Origin of the sequence: Metapseudomonas phytobenefica, from assembly GCF_043392685.1 — a bacterium.
In the GTDB taxonomy this organism is placed as follows: domain Bacteria; phylum Pseudomonadota; class Gammaproteobacteria; order Pseudomonadales; family Pseudomonadaceae; genus Metapseudomonas.
This window is the reverse complement of sequence record NZ_JBHZGM010000004.1, coordinates 167,707-187,139: the sequence shown is the minus strand read 5'-3', so window position 1 is coordinate 187,139 and position 19,433 is coordinate 167,707. Positions and strand designations below refer to the sequence as shown.

General features: G+C 65.7%; 19 protein-coding genes. 13 read left to right on the top strand and 6 right to left on the bottom strand.

The window, feature by feature from the left end; all coding sequences use genetic code 11:
• Window positions 1-10: 10 nt before the first annotated feature.
• The 7 genes from ACFW0B_RS05600 (at window position 11) to ACFW0B_RS05570 (ending at window position 9,184) form a co-directional block, all read left to right on the top strand.
• A complete protein-coding gene (locus ACFW0B_RS05600; protein ID WP_449146952.1) occupies window positions 11-982 on the top strand; it encodes a phosphate ABC transporter substrate-binding protein PstS in 972 nt (323 codons plus the stop codon).
• Window positions 983-1,194: 212 nt separating this feature from the next.
• Window positions 1,195-3,483 (top strand): ABC transporter permease subunit, encoded by a 2,289-nt coding sequence (locus tag ACFW0B_RS05595; RefSeq protein ID WP_459251686.1) that lies wholly within the window; start codon window positions 1,195-1,197, stop codon window positions 3,481-3,483.
• Between the two features lie 198 nt (window positions 3,484-3,681).
• Window positions 3,682-5,352, top strand: coding sequence for a phosphate ABC transporter permease PstA (gene pstA / locus ACFW0B_RS05590; RefSeq protein ID WP_449146951.1), 1,671 nt, complete (start codon window positions 3,682-3,684; stop codon window positions 5,350-5,352).
• Between the two features lie 69 nt (window positions 5,353-5,421).
• The gene (gene pstB, locus ACFW0B_RS05585; RefSeq protein ID WP_449146950.1) at window positions 5,422-6,255 is read left to right on the top strand and encodes a phosphate ABC transporter ATP-binding protein PstB; all 834 of its coding nucleotides are present in this window, start codon (window positions 5,422-5,424) and stop codon (window positions 6,253-6,255) included.
• Window positions 6,256-6,361: 106 nt separating this feature from the next.
• Window positions 6,362-7,108 (top strand): phosphate signaling complex protein PhoU, encoded by a 747-nt coding sequence (gene phoU, locus ACFW0B_RS05580; protein WP_449146949.1) that lies wholly within the window; start codon window positions 6,362-6,364, stop codon window positions 7,106-7,108.
• Window positions 7,109-7,271: 163 nt separating this feature from the next.
• Window positions 7,272-8,183 (top strand): response regulator, encoded by a 912-nt coding sequence (locus tag ACFW0B_RS05575; RefSeq protein ID WP_449146948.1) that lies wholly within the window; start codon window positions 7,272-7,274, stop codon window positions 8,181-8,183.
• A gap of 104 nt (window positions 8,184-8,287) precedes the next feature.
• On the top strand, window positions 8,288-9,184 hold the full coding sequence (locus ACFW0B_RS05570) for a peptidoglycan DD-metalloendopeptidase family protein (RefSeq protein ID WP_449146947.1): 897 nt from the start codon (window positions 8,288-8,290) through the stop codon (window positions 9,182-9,184).
• A gap of 51 nt (window positions 9,185-9,235) precedes the next feature.
• Here ACFW0B_RS05570 and ACFW0B_RS05565 read toward each other — a convergent pair whose 3' ends face one another.
• From ACFW0B_RS05565 to phoB, 3 genes are all read right to left on the bottom strand, one after another.
• A complete protein-coding gene (locus ACFW0B_RS05565) occupies window positions 9,236-10,576 on the bottom strand; it encodes a hemolysin family protein (RefSeq protein WP_449146946.1) in 1,341 nt (446 codons plus the stop codon).
• 74 nt (window positions 10,577-10,650) lie between these two features.
• Complete coding sequence (gene phoR / locus ACFW0B_RS05560) at window positions 10,651-11,955, bottom strand: phosphate regulon sensor histidine kinase PhoR (RefSeq protein WP_449146945.1); 1,305 nt, start codon at window positions 11,953-11,955, stop codon at window positions 10,651-10,653.
• 39 nt (window positions 11,956-11,994) lie between these two features.
• The gene (gene phoB / locus ACFW0B_RS05555) at window positions 11,995-12,684 is read right to left on the bottom strand and encodes a phosphate regulon transcriptional regulator PhoB (RefSeq protein WP_449146944.1); all 690 of its coding nucleotides are present in this window, start codon (window positions 12,682-12,684) and stop codon (window positions 11,995-11,997) included.
• A gap of 325 nt (window positions 12,685-13,009) precedes the next feature.
• Between phoB and ACFW0B_RS05550 the strand changes: the two genes are divergently transcribed.
• Window positions 13,010-13,396, top strand: coding sequence for a COG4315 family predicted lipoprotein (locus ACFW0B_RS05550; RefSeq protein WP_449146943.1), 387 nt, complete (start codon window positions 13,010-13,012; stop codon window positions 13,394-13,396).
• A 63-nt stretch (window positions 13,397-13,459) separates the two neighbouring features.
• Here the strand turns inward: ACFW0B_RS05550 and ubiA are convergent, their stop codons facing one another.
• Both ubiA and ACFW0B_RS05540 read right to left on the bottom strand, forming a co-directional pair.
• Window positions 13,460-14,350, bottom strand: a complete 891-nt coding sequence (ubiA, locus tag ACFW0B_RS05545) for a 4-hydroxybenzoate octaprenyltransferase (RefSeq protein ID WP_449146942.1) — start codon at window positions 14,348-14,350, stop codon at window positions 13,460-13,462.
• Window positions 14,351-14,377: 27 nt separating this feature from the next.
• On the bottom strand, window positions 14,378-14,932 hold the full coding sequence (locus ACFW0B_RS05540; RefSeq protein ID WP_449146941.1) for a chorismate--pyruvate lyase family protein: 555 nt from the start codon (window positions 14,930-14,932) through the stop codon (window positions 14,378-14,380).
• Between the two features lie 167 nt (window positions 14,933-15,099).
• Between ACFW0B_RS05540 and ACFW0B_RS05535 the strand changes: the two genes are divergently transcribed.
• The 5 genes from ACFW0B_RS05535 to ACFW0B_RS05515 all read left to right on the top strand — a co-directional run bounded on the left by ACFW0B_RS05535 (window position 15,100) and on the right by ACFW0B_RS05515 (window position 17,848).
• Window positions 15,100-15,267, top strand: a complete 168-nt coding sequence (locus tag ACFW0B_RS05535) for a rubredoxin (protein WP_449146940.1) — start codon at window positions 15,100-15,102, stop codon at window positions 15,265-15,267.
• Between the two features lie 201 nt (window positions 15,268-15,468).
• Window positions 15,469-15,636 carry a rubredoxin gene (locus ACFW0B_RS05530; RefSeq protein WP_151138440.1) on the top strand — a complete coding sequence of 56 codons (168 nt, stop codon included), beginning with the start codon at window positions 15,469-15,471 and terminating at the stop codon, window positions 15,634-15,636.
• Window positions 15,637-15,710: 74 nt separating this feature from the next.
• Window positions 15,711-16,859 carry an NAD(P)/FAD-dependent oxidoreductase gene (locus ACFW0B_RS05525; protein WP_449146939.1) on the top strand — a complete coding sequence of 383 codons (1,149 nt, stop codon included), beginning with the start codon at window positions 15,711-15,713 and terminating at the stop codon, window positions 16,857-16,859.
• 187 nt (window positions 16,860-17,046) lie between these two features.
• Window positions 17,047-17,319, top strand: a complete 273-nt coding sequence (locus ACFW0B_RS05520; protein WP_016495401.1) for an HU family DNA-binding protein — start codon at window positions 17,047-17,049, stop codon at window positions 17,317-17,319.
• 136 nt (window positions 17,320-17,455) lie between these two features.
• Window positions 17,456-17,848, top strand: coding sequence for a helicase (locus tag ACFW0B_RS05515; protein WP_449146938.1), 393 nt, complete (start codon window positions 17,456-17,458; stop codon window positions 17,846-17,848).
• A gap of 115 nt (window positions 17,849-17,963) precedes the next feature.
• Here the strand turns inward: ACFW0B_RS05515 and ACFW0B_RS05510 are convergent, their stop codons facing one another.
• Window positions 17,964-19,370, bottom strand: coding sequence for an HDOD domain-containing protein (locus tag ACFW0B_RS05510; protein ID WP_449146937.1), 1,407 nt, complete (start codon window positions 19,368-19,370; stop codon window positions 17,964-17,966).
• Window positions 19,371-19,433: the final 63 nt, after the last annotated feature.

Here is a 19,433-nt window from a genome sequence, read left to right as displayed (position 1 = left end):
GGAGCAAGGCATGAAACTGAAGCGTTTGATGGCGGCCATGACCTTCGTTGCCGCCGGCGTAGCTGCCGCCAGCGCGGTCGCTGCCGTCGATCCGGCCATCCCGGCCTATCAGAAGACCACTGGTGTTTCCGGCAACCTGTCCAGCGTGGGTTCCGACACCCTGGCCAACCTGATGACCCTGTGGGCCGAGGCATACAAGCGCGAATACCCGAACGTGAACATCCAGATCCAGGCCGCCGGTTCCTCCACCGCGCCGCCGGCCCTGACCGAAGGCACGGCCAACCTCGGCCCGATGAGCCGCAAGATGAAGGACGTCGAACTGCAGGCCTTCGAGCAGAAGTACGGCTACAAGCCCACCGCCGTGCCGGTCGCCGTCGACGCCCTGGCGGTCTTCGTGCACAAGGACAACCCGATCAAGGGCCTGACCATGCAGCAGGTCGATGCGATCTTTTCCGCCAACCGCCTGTGCGGCAGCCCGAGCGACGTGAAGACCTGGGGCGACCTGGGCGTGACCGGCGACCTGGCGTCCAAGCCGATCCAGCTGTTCGGCCGCAACTCCGTATCCGGCACCTACGGCTACTTCAAGGAAGAGGCCCTGTGCAAAGGCGACTTCAAGCCGAACGTGAACGAGCAGCCGGGTTCCGCTTCCGTCGTCCAGTCCATCAGCCAGTCGCTCAACGGCATCGGCTACTCCGGCATCGGCTACAAGACGTCCAGCGTGAAGACTGTTCCCCTGGCCAAGAAGGAAGGCGGCGAGTTCGTTGAAGACAATGAGCAGAACGCCCTCAACGGCAGCTACCCGCTGTCCCGCTTCCTCTACGTCTACGTGAACAAGGCACCGAACAAGCCGCTGGCTCCGCTGGAAGCCGAGTTCGTCAAGCTGATGCTGTCCAGGCAGGGCCAGGAAGTCGTGGTCAAGGACGGCTACATCCCGGTCCCGGCCAGGGTGGCCGAGAAGACCCTGAAGGAACTGGGCCTGTAACCCGACCGGACAAGGCAGTGGCGGCCGGGTGCGCGCCGCTGCGCAAGGACGCAAGGGCGACGGGAGACCCTGTCGCGCAAGCCCGCCCGAGGACAGCTCCGGGCGGGCTTCGCCACGTCAACTCGCTGTAATTTTTCTGTCACACCAGATGCGTAATCTTTGCGCCCATCGTAAAAGCCTGCGCGCGCCGACTGTGGCAAGAGCCCGAATCCATGAATGACCTGGCCAATTCCCTGACTTCTCCGAAGAACCCGCCCGTCCGCATCGACTTCAATACGCCTGCGCTGCAGCGTAAGCGCCGGATGCGGGCGCTGATGGACCGCCTGACCCGCTGGTACGTGCTGGTCGGCGGTCTTGCCGTTCTTGGCGCCATCACCCTGATCTTCTTCTACCTGGCCTATGTGGTGCTGCCGCTGTTCCAGGGCGCCGAGCTGTCGGCGAAGAAGGCCCAGAGCCCGGCCTGGCTGCAGCAGGACGCCGGCAAGCCGCTGCTGCTGGCCCTGGAAGAACAGAACATGGTGGGCATGCGCGTCGCCGACCAGGGCGAAGTGCAGTTCTTCTCGACCAGAGACGGCAGCCTGCTCAAGCGCCAGCGGCTGCCGCTGCCGGCCGGCGCCAGTGTGGCATCCATCGGCCAGGACCAGCCGGGCAGCCCGCTGGTGGTACTGGGCCTGTCCAACGGCCAGGCGCTGATCTTCAAGCACAGCTACAACATCACCTACCCGGACAACCGGAAGACCATCGAACCCCTGGTCAGCTTCCCCTACGGCGAAGCGCCCATTGTCCTCGACGCCCAGGGCCGCGCGCTGGAGCACGTGGCGCTGAACGTCAATGACGAAACCCTGGTGCTGGCCGGTTCCACCGGCAGCCAGCTGCACGTGCAGCAGGTGGTCAGCGAAGAGAACATGCTGACCGGCGAAATTACCCAGGAGCAGAGCAGCATCGAACTGCCGCAGATCGCCGAACCGATCAAGGCCATCTACATCGACCCGCGTCAGCAGTGGCTGTACGTGCTCAACGGCCGGGCCCACGCCGATGTGTTCAGCCTGCGCGAGAAGGCCCTGAACGGCCGCTACAAGCTGCTGGAAGACGGCGGGCGCGAAGTCACCGCCAGCGGCATGCTGCTGGGCGGCATCTCGCTGATGGTGGGCGACTCCGGGGGCGGCATCGCCCAGTGGTTCATGGCCCGCGATCCGGACGGCTCCTCGCGCCTCAAGCACATCCGCGACTTCTCCCTTGGCACCCATCCGGTGGTGCAGATCACCGCCGAAGAGCGCCGCAAGGGCTTCCTCGCCCTGGACTCCGCCGGCCAGCTCGGCGTGTTCCACAGCACCGCCAACCGCACCTTGCTGGTGGAGTCCGTGACCGGCGGTAGCGGCCCGCTGGCCCTGTCACCGCGCGCCAACCGCATCCTGGTCGAGGAAGGCAACCAGCTGCTGCCGTTCAGCCTGCGCAACCCGCACCCGGAAGTCTCCTGGAGCGCGCTGTGGGGCAAGGTCTGGTACGAGAGCTACGACGAGCCGAAGCATGTCTGGCAGTCCACCGCCGCCAACACCGACTTCGAGCCCAAGCTGAGCCTCGCCCCGCTGACCTGGGGCACCCTCAAGGCCGCCTTCTACGCCATGCTGCTGGCCGCTCCGCTGGCCATCGCCGCCGCCATCTACACCGCCTACTTCATGGCGCCGGCCATGCGCAGCAAGGTGAAGCCGGTGATCGAGCTGATGGAAGCCCTGCCCACCGTGATCCTCGGCTTCTTCGCCGGCCTGTTCCTGGCGCCCTATGTGGAAGGCCACCTGCCGGGCATCTTCAGCCTGCTGCTACTGACCCCCATCGGCATCCTGCTGGCCGGCTTCATCTGGAGCCGCCTGCCGGAATCCATCCGCCTGCGTGTGCCGGACGGCTGGGAAGCGGCGATCCTGCTCCCGGTGGTGGGCCTCACCGCCTGGTTCGCCCTGGGCATGAGCCCGCTGATGGAGAACTGGTTCTTCGATGGCGACATGCGCCTGTGGATCAGCAACGACCTGGGGATCACCTACGACCAGCGCAACGCCCTGATCGTTGGCCTGGCCATGGGCTTCGCGGTGATCCCGAACATCTTCTCCATCGCCGAAGACGCCGTGTTCAGCGTGCCCCGCAGCCTCACCTACGGCTCCCTGGCCCTGGGCGCCACGCCCTGGCAGACCATGACCCGCGTGGTCCTGCTGACCGCCAGCCCAGGCATCTTCTCGGCGCTGATGATCGGCCTCGGCCGCGCCGTGGGCGAGACCATGATCGTGCTGATGGCCACCGGCAACACCCCGCTGATGGAAGTGAACATCTTCGAAGGCATGCGCACCCTGGCCGCCAACGTGGCGGTGGAAATGCCGGAATCCGAGGTCGGCGGCACCCACTACCGCGTGCTGTTCCTCTCGGCCCTGGTACTGCTGACGTTCACCTTCGTCATGAACACCCTGGCCGAACTGATCCGCCAGCGACTGCGCAAGAAGTACGCCTCTCTTTAAAAGCGCGACGCCTCGGCGTCGCATCTGATGACCTTCTCCCTTCAGGGAGAGGGTGCCCGAACCGAAGGGCGGGAGAGGGTGGTGCCTCGTGCAACCCCCTCTCCCCAGCCCTCTCCCCCGTAGGGGAGAGGGAGTAAATACATGAAACCTCCGGCCCCTGGCGGGAGGAACTGAAAGACTCACGCGTTGGAGAAATCCGTGAAAAAGGTTTCCCTGAAGAACTGGTTCAAGAGTGGCGCACCGGGCGTCTGGATAAGCGGTGGCGCAGTGTCCATCGCGGTCATCATGACCATCGGCCTGCTGTCGGTAATCGCCGTGCGCGGTCTGGCCCACTTCTGGCCGGCGGACCTGGTGGAGGCGCAGTACACCATTCCCGGCCAGCCGGCCAAGCCGGTCATCGGCGAGGTGGTGCAGAGCGAGGAAGTGTCCCGTGCGCGCCTGAAGGGGGCCGGCCTGCCGGTACCCGAAGACGGCCCGGAATTCATGAACCGCGAACTGCTCAAGGTGGCCAACCGTGACGTCTACGGCAGCGACTTCACCTGGGTGGTGGGCGACTGGCTGCTGGCGCAGAAATATCCGGCCGACCTGCTGGCGCTGGAGCGCCGCGAGTGGGGCAACTTCTACGGCCGCCTGGTGGCGGTGAAGGAGAACGGCCAGGTGGTGGCCGAAGGCAATGCCGCCATGCCCGCGCTGCAGGAGCGCCTGAAGCGCGTGAATGACCTCCACGCCAAGCTCTACCAGCTGGAGAAGAAGGACATCGGCGGCATCAATCACGGCCTCGAGCGCCTGCGCCTGCAGACCCGCAAGCTGGAGCTCGACGACGCCCTGACCGCCGAGGCCCAGGCCGACATCGCCGCCCGGCGCGCCGAGCTGGAACAGCGCTACAAGGGCCTGGAAGAGCAGCTGATGAGCCTGCACCAGGCGTTCAACCGCGACAGCGTGGTGGTCCGCGAAGCCGGTGGCCAGGAACAGGAAATCAGCCTTGGCAAGGTGGTTCGTGCCTACCAGCCGAACGCCATGGGCGTCGGCGCCAAGCTCGGTTTCTATTTCTCCAAGCTGTGGGAATTCCTTTCCGACGACCCGCGTGAAGCCAACACCGAAGGCGGTATTTTTCCGGCCATCTTCGGCACCATCATGATGACCCTGATCATGGCCGTGATCGTCACCCCCTTCGGTGTGATCGCCGCCATCTACCTGCGCGAATACGCCCGGCAGGGTCCGCTGACCCGCGTGATCCGCATCGCGGTGAACAACCTGGCGGGCGTACCGGCCATCGTCTACGGCGTGTTCGGCCTGGGCTTCTTCGTCTATGTGCTGGGCGGCTCGCTGGACCGCCTGTTCTTCCCCGAAGCCGCTCCGGCGCCGACCTTCGGCACCCCGGGCCTGCTCTGGGCCTCCCTGACCCTGGCGATCCTCGCCGTGCCGGTGGTGATCGTCGCCACCGAGGAAGGCCTGGCGCGCATCCCGCGTGCCGTGCGCGAAGGCTCCCTGGCCCTCGGCGCGACCAAGGCCGAAACCCTGTGGAAGGTGGTCCTGCCCATGGCCAGCCCGGCGATGATGACCGGCCTGATCCTCGCCGTGGCCCGCGCCGCCGGTGAAGTGGCGCCGCTGATGCTGGTGGGGGTGGTGAAGCTGGCGCCGAGCCTGCCGCTCGACGGCAACTACCCGTACCTGCACCTGGACCAGAAGATCATGCACCTGGGTTTCCACATCTATGACGTCGGCTTCCAGAGCCCGAACGTCGAAGCCGCGCGCCCGCTGGTGTATGCCACCGCGCTGCTGCTGGTGCTGGTGATCGCCCTGCTGAACTTCTCCGCCGTCGCCATCCGTAACCACCTGCGCGAGAAATACAAGGCACTGGACAGCTGATCGTCCGTCGCCCAACGCATTGCCTGAGGCTTACAGCTTGTAGCTCGAAGCTACGCACGGAGTGAACACATGCAACACGAAACCCACAGCCACGGCGTCGACATTTCCGCCCTCGGCCGCAACAAGCAGAACCTGAAGCTGGCGAACGAGACCGTCGCCCTCCAGGTGCCCGGCCTGTCGCTGTTCTACGGCGAGAAGCAGGCGCTGCACAACGTCAGCATGAACATCCCGAAGCAGCGCGTGACCGCCTTCATCGGCCCCAGTGGCTGCGGCAAGTCCACCCTGTTGCGCTGCTTCAATCGCATGAACGACCTGGTGGACGGTTGCCGCGTCGACGGCGAGATCCTGCTCGATGGCCACAACATCTACCGCAAGGGCGAGGACGTGGCCGAGCTGCGCCGCCGTGTGGGCATGGTGTTCCAGAAGCCCAACCCCTTCCCCAAGAGCATTTACGAGAACGTGGTGTACGGCCTGCGCATCCAGGGCATCAACAGGAAGCGCGTGCTGGACGAAGCCGTGGAGTGGGCGCTGCGGGGCGCCGCCCTGTGGGACGAGGTGAAGGACCGCCTGCACGAGTCCGCTCTTGGCCTCTCCGGCGGCCAGCAACAGCGTCTGGTGATCGCCCGTACCATCGCCGTGGAGCCGGAAGTGCTGCTGCTCGACGAACCCTGCTCGGCCCTGGACCCGATCTCCACCCTGAAGGTGGAAGAGCTGATCTATGAGCTCAAGAGCAAGTACACCATTGTCATCGTGACCCACAACATGCAGCAGGCGGCACGTGTGTCCGACTACACCGCCTTCATGTACATGGGCAAGCTGATCGAGTACGGCGACACCGATACCCTGTTCACCAATCCGGCCAGGAAGCAGACCGAGGACTACATCACCGGTCGTTACGGCTAACGGCAGCAGCAGGCCGCAGGCTTCAGGCGGCAGGAAGGCAGCCCAGACACGAACCAACCGGCTTGAAGCTTGTAGCTTGAAGCTTGCAGCTTTCGCGGAGCGAAAAATGATCGACAAAGACAGCCTCACCCATCACATCTCCCAGCAGTTCAACGCCGAGCTGGAGGAAGTGCGCAGCCGCCTCCTGGCGATGGGTGGCCTGGTCGAGAAGCAGGTCAACGACGCGGTCACCGCGCTCATCGACGCTGACTCGGGCCTCGCCCAGCAAGTGCGCGAGATCGACGACCAGATCAACCAGATGGAGCGCAACATCGACGAAGAATGCGTGCGCATCCTCGCCCGCCGCCAGCCGGCGGCCTCCGACCTGCGCTTGATCATCAGCATCTCCAAGTCGGTGATCGACCTCGAACGCATCGGCGACGAGGCCTCGAAGATCGCCCGCCGTGCCATCCAGCTCTGCGAGGAAGGCGTTGCCCCGCGCGGCTATGTCGAGGTGCGCCACATCGGCGACCAGGTGCGCAAGATGGTCCAGGAAGCCCTGGATGCCTTCGCCCGTTTCGACGCCGACCTCGCCCTGTCGGTGGCCCAGTACGACAAGAATATCGACCGCGAATACAAGACCGCGCTGCGCGAACTGGTCACCTACATGATGGAAGACCCGCGCGCCATCAGCCGCGTGCTCAACGTCATCTGGGCCCTGCGTTCGCTGGAGCGCATCGGCGACCACGCGCGCAACATTTCCGAGCTGGTGATCTACCTGGTGCGCGGCACCGACGTTCGCCACCTCGGCCTGGCGCGCATGAGCGAGGAAGTGAAGGGCAGTGGCGCCAACAAGGACACCCCCCGGGGCTGAGCCTGCCTTTCGCTTGCCAAACGCCCGGCCCCGTGCCGGGCGTTCTGCTTTCCGCGACCGGGGATGACCCATCGGTCGCAGACGGGGCATGGGTCGCAAATCGGACTTGGCAAATGGCTATCAGCCAAGGCTATCCTTAGCCCCGTTTTCCAAGGAGTAGTCGATGGGCAAGGTCAACGTGCTGGTGGTGGACGACGCGTCCTTCATACGCGATCTGCTGAAGAAGGGGCTGCGCGACAACTTCCCCGGCGTCCGCATCGAAGAGGCGGTCAACGGACGCAAGGCCCAGCAATTGCTCGCCCGCGCCGGCATCGAGCTGATCCTCTGCGACTGGGAAATGCCCGAGATGTCGGGTCTGGAACTGCTCACCTGGTGCCGCGAGCAGGACCACCTGAAGACCACTCCCTTCATCATGGTCACCAGCCGTGGTGACAAGGAAAACGTCATCCAGGCCATCCAGGCCGGCGTTTCCGACTACATCGGCAAACCCTTCTCCAACGATCAGCTGGTCACCAAGGTGAAGAAGGCCCTGGCCCGCAGCGGCAAGCTAGAAGCCCTGATGTCCGGTGCGCCGGTCAGGCTGCCCAATGCCGGCGGCTTTGCCAGCGATTCCCTCGCCGCTCTCACCGGCGGCAAGGCCGAGGTGGTCCGTCCCGCGGCCGCGTCGGCACCTGCCGCGCCCGTGGCCAGACCCGTTGCGCCGGCTCAGTCGGCAAAGCCCGCGTCGCAGGTCTCCGGTGGCCGTGGCCAGGCCCAGCTGCGCCTGTCGGCGGGCGTGCTGGCCTGTGTGGTCAAGGCCCTGAGCCTGAAGGATGCACAGCTGGTGGTGCGCCGTGGCGAGCCGCTGCCGCAGGTGCTGGAGAGTGCGGTGCTCGACCTGGAACAGGGCGAGGGCGGCGAAGTGGCGCGCCTCAACGGCTACCTGCACGCCGTGGCGGCGCTGGAGCCGAAGCCCGACAGCGAGTGGCTGCAGCTGACCTTCCGCTTCGTCGATCGCGACCCGCAGAAGCTTGATTACCTGTCCCGCCTGATCGCCCGCGGCACCGCGCAGAAGCATTTCGTCCCCGGCGCCTGACCGTCCAGCCAACCTCGTCACAGCCCGGCGGGCGACGTCTCGCCGACCTTGGACAGCCCTGCTAGTCTTCGGCTTCTCGGAGCACACAATGACAACGGGACGAGATGCTGGGGCGACTCTTTTCTCTGGTGCTGCTGTTCGGCATGAGCCTGCCGGCCGCAGCGCTGACCATCTACAAGTACACCGATGCCAACGGTGTGGTGACCTACACCGACCAGGCCGTGGCCGGTGCCCAGGTATTCGTCTTCCGCGACCGCATGGTGGAGCGCCTGGACCTGTCGGTGAAGCTGGAGACGAAGAAGCACGAAGCCGGCGAGACCCTGCTGTTGCGCAACGAGCTGTTCGCCCCGGTGGAGGTGGAATTGCGCATCGACCAGGCGGAAAACGTCTCCGGCGCTCCCGACCAACCGATCCGCTGGGTGCTGGCGCCGCGCAGCAGCATGCGCATGGCCACCCTGGCGCCGGCCGACTCGAGCCGTCCCATGCGCTACAAGCCCAAACTGCGCTACGCCATGGGCGACCCGCGCCTGCAGCCGCTGCCCTACCGCTATCCGCTGCCCTGGATGGGCGGCCCCTTCCGCCTGACCCAGGGCGCCAACGGCCGCTACAGCCACTTCACCCCCAAGGGCCGCTACGCCCTGGACATCGCCATGCCCGAAGGCACGCCCATCGTCGCGGCGCGTCCCGGCGTGGTGGTGAAGATCGAGAATCATCAGAGCGGCCGGGGCAACAACCCGTCCGGCAACTTCGTGCGCATCCTGCATGACGACGGCACCATGGGCGTCTACCTGCACTTGATGCGCGGTTCGGTGCAGGTGCGCGAGGGGCAGCACGTGTCCCTCGGCGAACGCATCGCCCGCTCCGGCAACACCGGCAACAGCACCGGCCCTCACCTGCACTTCGTCATCCAGCGCAACATGGGCCTGGCGCTGGAATCCATTCCCTTCGATTTCGCCCAGCCGGTGGATACCCTGCCGAACTTCGCGGTGGGTGGGGAATAACAGGGGGATTGGCGTAGGTTGCGGCTGAGCTGCCTACAGGAGCCAAGGTGCTCAGTCGAGCTTGAGCACCTTGGCCAGGATGATCTTCGGGCCTTTCATCTTCTTAACGATGATGCGCAGGCCGTCGGTTTCCAGCACTTCTTCCTCTTCCGGCACGCGGTTGAGGGTTTCGTAGACGAGGCCGGCAAGGGTGTCGGCTTCGACGTGGTCGAGGTCGATGCCCAGCAGGCGTTCCACCTTGAACAGCGGGGTATCGCCGCGCACCAGCAGCTTGCCCGGCTGGTAGGCGAGTACGCCGCGTTCGGTCTTGCGGTGTTCGTCCTGGATATCGCCCACCAGCACTTCCAGCACGTCTTCCATGGTCAGGAAGCCCACCACCTTGCCGTCGGCCTCTTCCACCAGGGCGAAGTGCGCGCCGCCCTGGCGGAACTGCTCCAGCAGGCGCGACAGCGGCATGTGCTTGGTCACGCGCTCCAGCGGGTGGGTGAGTTCGGCGAGGTCGAAGGATTCCGGCAGGCTGTCCAGCGCCGACAGGGCCAGCAGCAGGTCCTTGATGTGCAGGACGCCGATGAACTCGCCGGTCTGGTTGTCGTGCACCGGGTAGCGGCTGTACTTGTGGCGGCGGATCACGCTGAGGATGTCCGCCAGCGGGGCGTCGTGCTCGAGGAAGATCAGGTCTTCGCGGGAGTTGGCCCAGTCCACCACTTCCAGTTCGCCCATTTCCACCGCCGAGGCCAGTACGCGCATGTCCTGGTCGCTGGGGTCGCGGGCGCGGCTGGAGTGGAGGATCAGCTTCAGTTCGTCGCGGCTGTAGTGATGCTCGTGGTGCGGGCCGGGCTCGCCCTGTCCGGCGATGCGCAGAATGGTGTTGGCGCTGGCGTTGAGCAGCCAGATGGCCGGGTACATCAGCCAGTAGAAGGCGTACAGCGGCGCGGCGGTCCACAGCGAGAGCAGCTCGGGCTTGCGGATGGCCCAGGATTTGGGTGCCAGCTCGCCGACCACGATGTGCAAGTAGGAAATGATGAAGAACGCGGCGAAGAAGGCGATGCCGTGGACCAGCTGCTCCGACTCGATGCCGATGGACTCGAGCAGCGGCTGCAGCAGGTGGGCGAAGGCCGGCTCGCCGACCCAGCCGAGGCCCAGGGAGGCCAGGGTGATGCCCAGCTGGCAGGCCGACAGGTAGGCGTCCAGCTGGTTGTGCACGGTGCGCAGGATGCGGCCCCGCCAGCCGTGCTGGTCGGCGATGGCTTCGACGCGGGTGGAGCGCAGCTTGACCATGGCGAACTCGGCGGCCACGAAGAAGCCGTTGAGCAGCACGAGGAAAAGCGCGAAGAGAATCAGGCCGAAATCGGCGAAGTAACTGAGAAAGTTGGTACTAGGGGAAGGGTCCATGGAGGTTCTTGCTGGGAAATGACCGGCTAAGGTTGAAGGCTGCCCCCCGACTTTGCAAGTCGGGGGCCCGGGCTTCAGGTGCGCCGGGCCATCTGGCTGCTCGGGAAGTGGCAGGTGAAGGTACTGCCGTGATTGAGCACCGAGCTGATGTCGAGGCGGCCGCGATGGCGGATCAGCACATGCTTGACGATGGCAAGGCCCAGGCCCGTGCCGCCGGTGCTGGTGTTGCGGCTGGAGTCGACGCGGTAGAAGCGTTCGGTCAGGCGCGGTAGGTGATGGACCTCGATGCCGATGCCGCTGTCCTGCACGGAGAGATGCGCGCCGCTTTCGTCGCCCCACCAGCGGATGCGGATCTCGCCTTCGTCCGGGGTGTATTTCACCGCGTTGAACACCAGGTTGGAGAAGGCGCTGCGCAGTTCCGCCTCGCTGCCGCGGAGCTTGACGTTGTGGTCGGCTTCCAGGCTGATGCGGTGGTGGCGGTTTCCGGACAGGGCGATGGCGTCGGCCTTGATCTGCAGCAGCAGCAGGTCCACGGCCACCGGCTGGTTGTCCGAGGGGTAGTCGGTGGCTTCCAGCTTGGCCAGCAGCAGCAGGTCGTTGAGCAGGTTCTGCATGCGCTTGCCCTGCTGGCTCATCTGCTGCAGCGCGCGGGTCCAGCGCGGGTTCAGGTCTTCGACGTTGTCCAGCATGGTTTCCAGGTAGCCGGCGATCACTGTCAGTGGCGTTCGCAGCTCGTGGGAGACGTTGGCGACGAAGTCCTTGCGCATCTGCTCCAGTTGGTGGAGGCGGGTGATATCGCGCACCAGCATCAGGTGCTCGCTGTTGCCGTACCGGGTGATGTGGAACTGCAGGCGCAGGCGGTCGTTGACTGGCGAGGGCAGGTCCAGCGGCTCGTGGTACCGGCCTTGCTCGAAGTATTCCTTGAAGCGCGGGTGGCGGATCAGGTTGGTCACCGGCTGGCCGCTGTCCTGCGGGCGCTTCAGGCCCAGCAGGGTTTCCGCGGCGTGGTTCCACCAGGCGAGGTTGCCGTCGCTGTCGAGCATCACCACGGCGTCCTTCAGGGCGGCGGTGGATTCCTGCACGCGGTCGATCACCGCCTGCAGTCGGTCACGCGCCCGCTGGTTGCGGCGCTGGAGGTGGTAGATGCTGTCGAACACCTCGCCCCACAGGCCGGAGCCGTCAGGCGGCGGTTCGTCGGGCTGGTGTTCCTTGAGCCATTTGTACAGGCGCAGGAGTTGCGCCAGGGTCCAGCCCAGATAGGCGCCCAGGCCGATCACCAGGGCCCAGGCATATTGGCCGGTGACCAGGCCGCCCAGCAGGCAGGCACCGATCAGCAGAAGCAGGCGGCGGATGACGCCGCCGCGCCAGTCTTGATTCACCTGTCGCGTCCTTGTGCTCGGCCCGACGCGGGCCCGGGGTCAGCCTTTGGTGGAGAAACGATAGCCCGTGCCACGAACGGTCTGAACCAGATTTTCGTATACCTCGCCGAGGGCCTTGCGCAGGCGGCGGATGTGCACGTCGACGGTGCGCTCCTCGACATAGACGTTGCCGCCCCAGACCTGGTCCAGCAGTTGGCTGCGGGTGTAGGCGCGTTCCTGGTGGGTCATGAAGAACTGCAGCAGGCGGTATTCGGTGGGCCCGATCTCGGCGGGCTTGCCGTCGATGGTCACGCGGTGGCTGATCGGGTCCAGCAACAGGCCTCCGACGGCAATCGGCGCTTCGGTGTCGCCGGGGCCGGCGCGGCGCAGCACGGCCTTCAGGCGGGCCACCAGCTCGCGGGGGGAGAAGGGCTTGGTGATGTAGTCATCGGCGCCCACTTCCAGGCCCTGGATCTTGTTGTCCTCTTCACCCTTGGCGGTGAGCATGATGATCGGGATGCCGCTGGTTAGGTCGTCGCGCTTCAGGCGGCGGGCCAGTTCGATGCCGGAGGTGCCGGGCAGCATCCAGTCGAGGAGGATCAGATCGGGTTTGCGGTCGACGATGATGGCGTGCGCCTGCTGGGTGTTCTCGGCTTCCAGGCAGTCGTAGCCGGCCATCTCGAGGGCGACGGCGATCATCTCGCGAATCGGTGCTTCGTCGTCGACTATCAGGATGTTCTTGCCAACCATGTTCAAGCCTCGGGAAAGGTCGGGTGTATGACTGTTTGCGCCGCATTAGATAACGGAATTATTGCAGTGATGTGACACCTGGTGCCCGTCCCCTGTTTGCCGGCACGGCCCGCGGTATCGCGCAAATTGTCACGGAACTCGGGCGCAGCGGCCTCGTCTATGCTCAATGAGGCTGCCGCCAATCAGGGGCGGCCCGGAGCCTGGCACAGGACCCCATCGCCTGGTGGGTGTTCGTGGCTCCCTCCGTCCTGTTCCGCTGCGACCTCCAGCCGTGATCACAGCTGCCGCCAGGCTATCGCTGTTCATTCCGAGGAGAGGCAAGAAAATGAGAAGAATTTCCCCGCGGTTCGTTCCGTTGCTCGCCGGCGCACTGCTGAGCTGGCCCCTGATGGGCCTGGCGGCCGAGCCGGCCATGGAGAAGAACGGCATGCTCGTGGATCAGAACGGCATGACCCTCTACACCTACGACAAGGACTCCGACGGCAAGTCCGCCTGCAACGGCCAGTGCGCGCAGAACTGGCCGCCGCTGATGGCCGAGGCCGGCGCCAAGGCCGAAGGCGAGTGGAGCGTGATCACGCGCGACGACGGCTCCATGCAGTGGGCCTACGACGGCAAGCCGGTGTACACCTTCGTCATGGACAAGAAGGCCGGTGACGTGACCGGCGACGGCAAGATGGGGGTTTGGCACGTCGCCAAGCCCGAAGCGTACTAGCCGGCTGAAAACGACCTGCGTTCTCCAACCGGCCAGGAAAGGGGGTGATCCGCGCGCTGCGCCTCAGCGCAGCGCGTAGTCGGCGACTATGCCGGCGAGTATCGCCAGGCCCGCCCAGTGGTTGTGCAGGAAGGCCTTGAAGCAGGCCTGCGGGTCCCTGCTGCGGGTGCTGTGGAACTCCCAGGCGAAGCAGGCGGCGGCGGCCACCAGGCCCAGGTGGAAGCAGGTCCCCAGTTCGAAACGGTTGCCCGCCAGCAGCAGGCAGAGCAGCGCCAGGCCCTGGAGGATGGCGATGATCAGGCGGTCGGCGTCGCCAAAGAGGATTGCGGTGGATTTCACCCCGATCTTCAGGTCGTCCTCGCGGTCGGTCATCGCGTAGTAGGTGTCGTAGGCCACGGTCCACAGCAGGTTGGCGATGTACAGCAGCCAGGCCGCGGCCGGCAGCTCGCCGGTCTCGGCGGTGAAGGCCATCGGCATGCCCCAGGAGAAGGCCGCGCCCAGCACCACCTGCGGGTAGTAGGTGTAGCGCTTCATGAAGGGGTAGCAGGCGGCCAGTGCCAGGCCGCCGAAGGACAGCCAGATGGTCGTGGCATTGGTGAACAGCACCAGCACGAAGCTGATGGCCACCAGGACGGCGAAGAACACCAGCGCTTCCCGCGGCGTTACCCGGCCGCTGGCCAGGGGGCGGGCGCGGGTGCGGCTGACATGGCCGTCGAAATTGCGGTCGGCGTAGTCGTTGATCACGCAGCCGGCGGCGCGCATCAGGTTCACACCGAGGACGAAGATCACCAGGTTGGCCAGGCTGGGGCTGCCTTCACCGGCGATCCACAGCGCCCACAGCGTGGGCCAGAGCAGCAGGTAGATGCCGATGGGCTTGTCCAGCCGGGTCAGCTGAATGAAGTCCATGGCGCGGGGATGCAGGCGGTTCAGCGATTGCAACAGCGTGAGATACATCGGCGGCTCTCCCATCGAAGCGGCCGATTATACGGCCTCGACACCCGCCTCGCGCCACAGCGCGGGGAGGAAGATCTCCGCCACCAGCACCCCCAGTTCGCCTCGCGAGAAGCACGAACGGCGTGCCCAGAGGCGATCGTCGCGCACCGCGGCCGGCAGCAGCGGCGCCGGATAGCGGGTGACCTCGATGGCGCCCCGGTCGAAGGCGCGGTCGCTGAACAGCAGCTCGCCCAGGGAACGGCTGCCGAGCTGGTGCAGGTCCAGTCCCGAGCCTTCCAGGGCACTGCGTGCCGCCACGCTGCGGGCGAACACCCAGATCTCGCCGTGGCCGCGCAGGTAGACCTCGCGTACCCAGCCCTGGCTGCCGGCGGGGATGCCCAGGGCCAGGCACTCATCGGCGCGCAGGGTTTGCCAGCCTTCTTCCAGCGGGGTGACGCTGAAGGCGTCGTTCGACAGGGCGGTCAGCCGCCGGGTCAGCGAACCCTGGTCGAACAGCCAGTCGCGGACAGCGGCGCAGGGGGCGGGATGAAGCTGGGAGGCGGTCAGCCAGCGGGGCGGATGGGCAAGGGCGGCGTGGGGCACAGGCGGGGCTTGGACGGTGGAAGACGGCGCAGATTAGCACGGCCGATGGCTGTCGGCTGCCTCTTGCCCACAGGCGGATGAACCAGTACAAAGCGGCACTGACATGTCCGGAAAGCCCGCCAGAGGCTGCGGCTCTGGAGCGACGCCTGATCGACGAGGTAGTAACGATGAAGAAGTGGCAATGCGTGGTATGTGGTCTGGTCTACGACGAGTCCCTGGGCTGGCCGGATGACGGCATCGCTGCCGGCACCCGCTGGGAAGACGTCCCGCAGGACTGGATCTGCCCGGACTGCGGCGTGGGCAAGCTGGATTTCGAGATGATCGAAATCAACTGATCGCCCGATCCGCAAAGCCGGCCGGCAGGCGGGGGCAGCGTCGCGGGATCCAGCGCGATGGCATGAACCTGGTCTGCAGAGCCGGCTTTTTCGTGTCCGCAGGTTCGGCCTATCCTCTGTCTGGACTGGTCCGGCGGTCCTTGGCGGGCGCCGGTCGATTGGAGTAGGTTCAGTACGGTATCCGCGACGGCGGAGGTGGTCATGCGCAAGTGGCAATGCATTGTTTGCGGTTTCATCTACGACGAGGCCGAAGGGCTGCCCGAGGAGGGCATCGCGCCCGGTACGCGCTGGGAAGACATCCCGCCGGACTGGTGCTGCCCCGATTGTGGCGTCGGCAAGATCGATTTCGAGATGATCGAAATCGCCTGATCCTCCCCGCCATCCAACCCCATTCAAGCGACGGCCCGTGGGCCGTCGAGTCGTTTCACGAGCAGGAGTGAGCAATGCATGCACCCGTGGTGATAGTCGGCACCGGCCTGGCCGGTTACAACCTGGCCAAGGAGTTTCGCAAGCTGGACAGCGAAACGCCGCTGCTGCTGATCAGCGCCGACGATGGCCGCTCCTACTCCAAGCCCATGCTGTCCACCGGTTTCGGCAAGAACAAGGACGCCGACGGCCTGGCCATGGCCGAGGCCGGCGCCATGGCCGAGCAGCTCAAGGCGGGAATCCGCACCCATACCCGGATTACCGGTATCGATCCGGGCAACAAGCGCCTGTGGATCGGCGAAGAGGCCGTGTCCTATCGCGACCTGGTGCTGGCCTGGGGCGCGGACACCATCCGCGTGCCGGTGGAAGGCGACGCCCAGGATGCGATCTTCCCGATCAACGATCTGGAAGACTACGCACGCTTCCGCGCCGCATCCGCCGGCAAGCGCCGGGTGCTGATCCTCGGCGCTGGCCTGATCGGCTGCGAGTTCGCCAATGACCTCAGCCTGGGTGGCCTGGAAGTGGAACTGGTGGCACCTTGCGAACAGGTGATGCCGCGCCTGCTGCATCCGGCAGCCGCGGCGGCCGTGCAGGCCGGGCTGGAAAGCCTGGGGGCGCGCTTCCACCTGGGGCCGGTGCTGGCGCGTCTGGATCATGGCGAGAACGGCCTTGATGCACTGCTTTCCGACGGCACCCGCATCAGCTGCGACCTGGTGGTGTCCGCCGTGGGCCTGCGCCCGCGCACCGAAATGGCCGTCGCCGCGGGCCTGGCGGTGAATCGCGGCGTGGTGGTGGACCGCGAGTTGCGCACTTCCCACAGCAATGTCTACGCCCTGGGCGATTGCGCCGAGGTGGACGGTCTCAACCTGCTCTATGTGATGCCGCTGATGGCCTGTGCCCGCGCCCTGGCCAAGACCCTGGCGGGCAATCCCACGGCAGTGGCCTATGGCCCGATGCCGGTGACGGTGAAGACGCCGGTGTGCCCGCTGGTGGTATCGCCGCCGCCTCGGGGCCTGGAGGGGAACTGGACGGTGGAAGGCTCTGGCTCGGACATCAAGGCGCTCTGCCGCGACGCTACCGGTCGCCTGCTCGGCTACGCCCTGACCGGTGCTGCAGTGCAGGAAAAACTGGCCCTGAACCGCGAGCTACCGCCATTGCTGGCGTAAATGTCAGCCCTTCTGTCGGAATAATCCTTCTGTTCTTTCGCAATTCCTGCCGAGGACACTGGCGGAGTGCCAATCGGCGTGCCATCCTCCCGTGGTCTGCCGCAGCGCAGAGCCGTTGCGGCGCCTTGGGCGCTGTTCTGGAGGAACAGCACGGACACAAAAACAACAAACCGTCAAAGAGGCATCTATGCGTAAACCGGAACTCGCCGCCGCTATCGCCGAAAAGGCCGATCTCACCAAGGATCAGGCCAATCGCGTACTTAATGCGGTGCTGGAAGAAATCACCAACGCGCTGAACCGCAAGGACAGCGTGACGCTGGTGGGCTTCGGCACCTTCCTGCAACGTCACCGTGGGGCCCGCACCGGCAAGAACCCGCAGACTGGCCAGCCGGTGAAGATCAAGGCCAGCAACACCGTTGCCTTCAAACCAGGCAAGTCGCTGAAAGAAGCCGTGAACTGAGCTTCTCCTGCCCGGAACCGGGGAGGTTCCGGGCAGTTCACCCGCCCCCTCGGCATACCCGCCCTCAGCTGGCTGTAGTCCTGCCGGCAAACCGCTACAATGCGCCGTTTTCTCCATCCTTCGAGGCCGTGCGCGCATGAAATTCCGCTTTCTTCTCTGGATGCTGGGTCGCCTGATGGCCAAGGCCAGCCGTGACAATGCCGAGTTCCAGCAGCAGCTGGCGGGCAAGGACCTGGTGTTCCAGCTGCACACCCTGGACGGCAAGATCGCCCGTCACTTCATCGTCCGGAACCTGCGCGTCGTCAGCAAACGCGGCCTCGCCAGCGCGCCCGCCTTCGCCATCGGTTTCAAGGACGGCGCCTACGGTTTCGCCACCATGAGCGCGAAGAACAAGCAGCTCGCCTTCATGCAGGGCATCCAGAACAAGGACATCCAGATCCAGGGAAACCCGGCTCTGGTGATCTGGTTCCAGGGGCTGACCAAGCATCTGGTGCCGAAGAAAAAGGCTGTGGAGAAGAAGGCCGCCTGATTGTGTGGGCCAATTCGACCGGCCTGTGGGCGATTTCAATCGCGAATGAATTCGCCCACAAGAAGCCCTAATGAAAAAGGGGCGCCACTGGCGCCCCTTTTTCATGCCCGCGGGATCAGCGCGGCGCGTTGAGGTGGGAAGCCAGTTCGCGCAGCGCGACTTCCGCCTGTAGCACCTTGTTCACCGCGTCGTCCGCTTTCTCGCGGCTGATACCCAGGGCGTCGAACAGGTCGTCGGGGATCGCCACTTCCGGGCCGGAACCGATGCCCCGATTGCGCAGCAGGCTGACGGCCAGGCACACCAGGTTGGGGTACGCGGCATTATCGCCCTGGTAGTCGGGGTCGTGCTGGAAGCGCAGGGCGGTGTAGAGCTCCTCCGGCATGTCCCAGAAGCGCATCAGCCAGCTGCCGATCTGCTCGCGGGTGATGCCCAGCAGATGCTGCTCGACGTAGCTGTGGGAGAGGTGCGGGTTGACCTCCAGGTGCCGGCAGATCAGCGAGAAATGCGGCGGGAAAACGTGGGCCAGCACCAGGTAGCCGAAGTTGTGCAGCAGGCCGGCGAGGTAGGTCAGGCCGGTCTCGGGACGCTGGGCGCGCGGCATGGCGCGGGTCAGGCCCTCGATCACCGCGGCGGTGTAGATCGCCTGCTGCCAGTACGGGGTGGCTTGCTGTGGCTGGTCCTTGGGCAGGCTCAGGGATTTGCCCAGAGCCAGGCCAAGGGCAAGGTTGATCACCAGGTCGAAGCCGAGCACGCGCACGATGGCGTCTTCCACCGAGCGGATCTTGCCGGGGGCGGCGTAGTAGGGCGAAGCCGCCCAGCTGACCACCTGGGCGGCAAGGGCCGGGTCGGTTTCCACCACGCCGGTGATGTCTTCCACGGTTGCGTTGGGGTCGACCCTGAGCTTGATGATCTTCTGCGCGGATTCGGCCAGTGGCGGAATCTCGATGGTTTCTTCCAGGCGCTGCTGGATACGGCGGGCGGTGAAGGCCTGCACGGCCTGGGAAATCTCGGCGCGGTCGTCGGCCGGACGGTCGAGGTTCGGGCGGATACCCGCCAGGGGTTCGCCGAAGCGTGCGGCGCTGGCCTTGGTCAGCAGTCTGCGGTAGTCCTCGCTGGCCAGCTCCAGTAGAACGCCGGGTTGGCCGGACTCCACCAGCAGGCGCGGCTCCTGCAGCAGGCGCTCGTCATACAGGCATGGCGAGCTGCTCAGCGGTGGCAGTCCCGGCAGGGTGCCCAGCTGGTGCTTGCCGAGCATGCGTTCGAGGCGCTCGGGCTTGACCGCCACCAGCTTGCGGCCGGTGAGTTCGGCGAGGCGGTTCAGGTCCAGCAGCTGGCTGCGCGGGAAGAGCACCAGGAGGGCGCCAACGGCGTCTTCAAGCAGCACCGACTGGACCCGCTGCGCAGCAGACAGCCCTGGATGCTCCAGACGCACCTGAAAGGCCAGCCCGAGCTTCTCGAGTAGCTGCACTATCACTTCGGGCGGTTGTGGCGAGGAATCCGGGGCTAGGGCGACTTCGGTCATGGCAGCATCCAGCTTTGAATTTTCTGCGCGGAGTATAACGAGCAGCCGGGCAGTGGTCGGGGA

Coding starts and splice junctions, on each gene's coding strand:
- ACFW0B_RS05600 (WP_449146952.1), top strand. CDS start 11: ATGAAACTGAAGCGTTTGATGGCGGCCATGACCTTCGTTGCCGCCGGC.
- ACFW0B_RS05595 (WP_459251686.1), top strand. CDS start 1,195: ATGAATGACCTGGCCAATTCCCTGACTTCTCCGAAGAACCCGCCCGTC.
- pstB (WP_449146950.1), top strand. CDS start 5,422: ATGCAACACGAAACCCACAGCCACGGCGTCGACATTTCCGCCCTCGGC.
- phoU (WP_449146949.1), top strand. CDS start 6,362: ATGATCGACAAAGACAGCCTCACCCATCACATCTCCCAGCAGTTCAAC.
- ACFW0B_RS05575 (WP_449146948.1), top strand. CDS start 7,272: ATGGGCAAGGTCAACGTGCTGGTGGTGGACGACGCGTCCTTCATACGC.
- ACFW0B_RS05570 (WP_449146947.1), top strand. CDS start 8,288: ATGCTGGGGCGACTCTTTTCTCTGGTGCTGCTGTTCGGCATGAGCCTG.
- ACFW0B_RS05565 (WP_449146946.1), bottom strand. CDS start 10,576: ATGGACCCTTCCCCTAGTACCAACTTTCTCAGTTACTTCGCCGATTTC.
- phoB (WP_449146944.1), bottom strand. CDS start 12,684: ATGGTTGGCAAGAACATCCTGATAGTCGACGACGAAGCACCGATTCGC.
- ACFW0B_RS05550 (WP_449146943.1), top strand. CDS start 13,010: ATGAGAAGAATTTCCCCGCGGTTCGTTCCGTTGCTCGCCGGCGCACTG.
- ubiA (WP_449146942.1), bottom strand. CDS start 14,350: ATGTATCTCACGCTGTTGCAATCGCTGAACCGCCTGCATCCCCGCGCC.
- ACFW0B_RS05535 (WP_449146940.1), top strand. CDS start 15,100: ATGAAGAAGTGGCAATGCGTGGTATGTGGTCTGGTCTACGACGAGTCC.
- ACFW0B_RS05530 (WP_151138440.1), top strand. CDS start 15,469: ATGCGCAAGTGGCAATGCATTGTTTGCGGTTTCATCTACGACGAGGCC.
- ACFW0B_RS05525 (WP_449146939.1), top strand. CDS start 15,711: ATGCATGCACCCGTGGTGATAGTCGGCACCGGCCTGGCCGGTTACAAC.
- ACFW0B_RS05520 (WP_016495401.1), top strand. CDS start 17,047: ATGCGTAAACCGGAACTCGCCGCCGCTATCGCCGAAAAGGCCGATCTC.
- ACFW0B_RS05515 (WP_449146938.1), top strand. CDS start 17,456: ATGAAATTCCGCTTTCTTCTCTGGATGCTGGGTCGCCTGATGGCCAAG.
- ACFW0B_RS05510 (WP_449146937.1), bottom strand. CDS start 19,370: ATGACCGAAGTCGCCCTAGCCCCGGATTCCTCGCCACAACCGCCCGAA.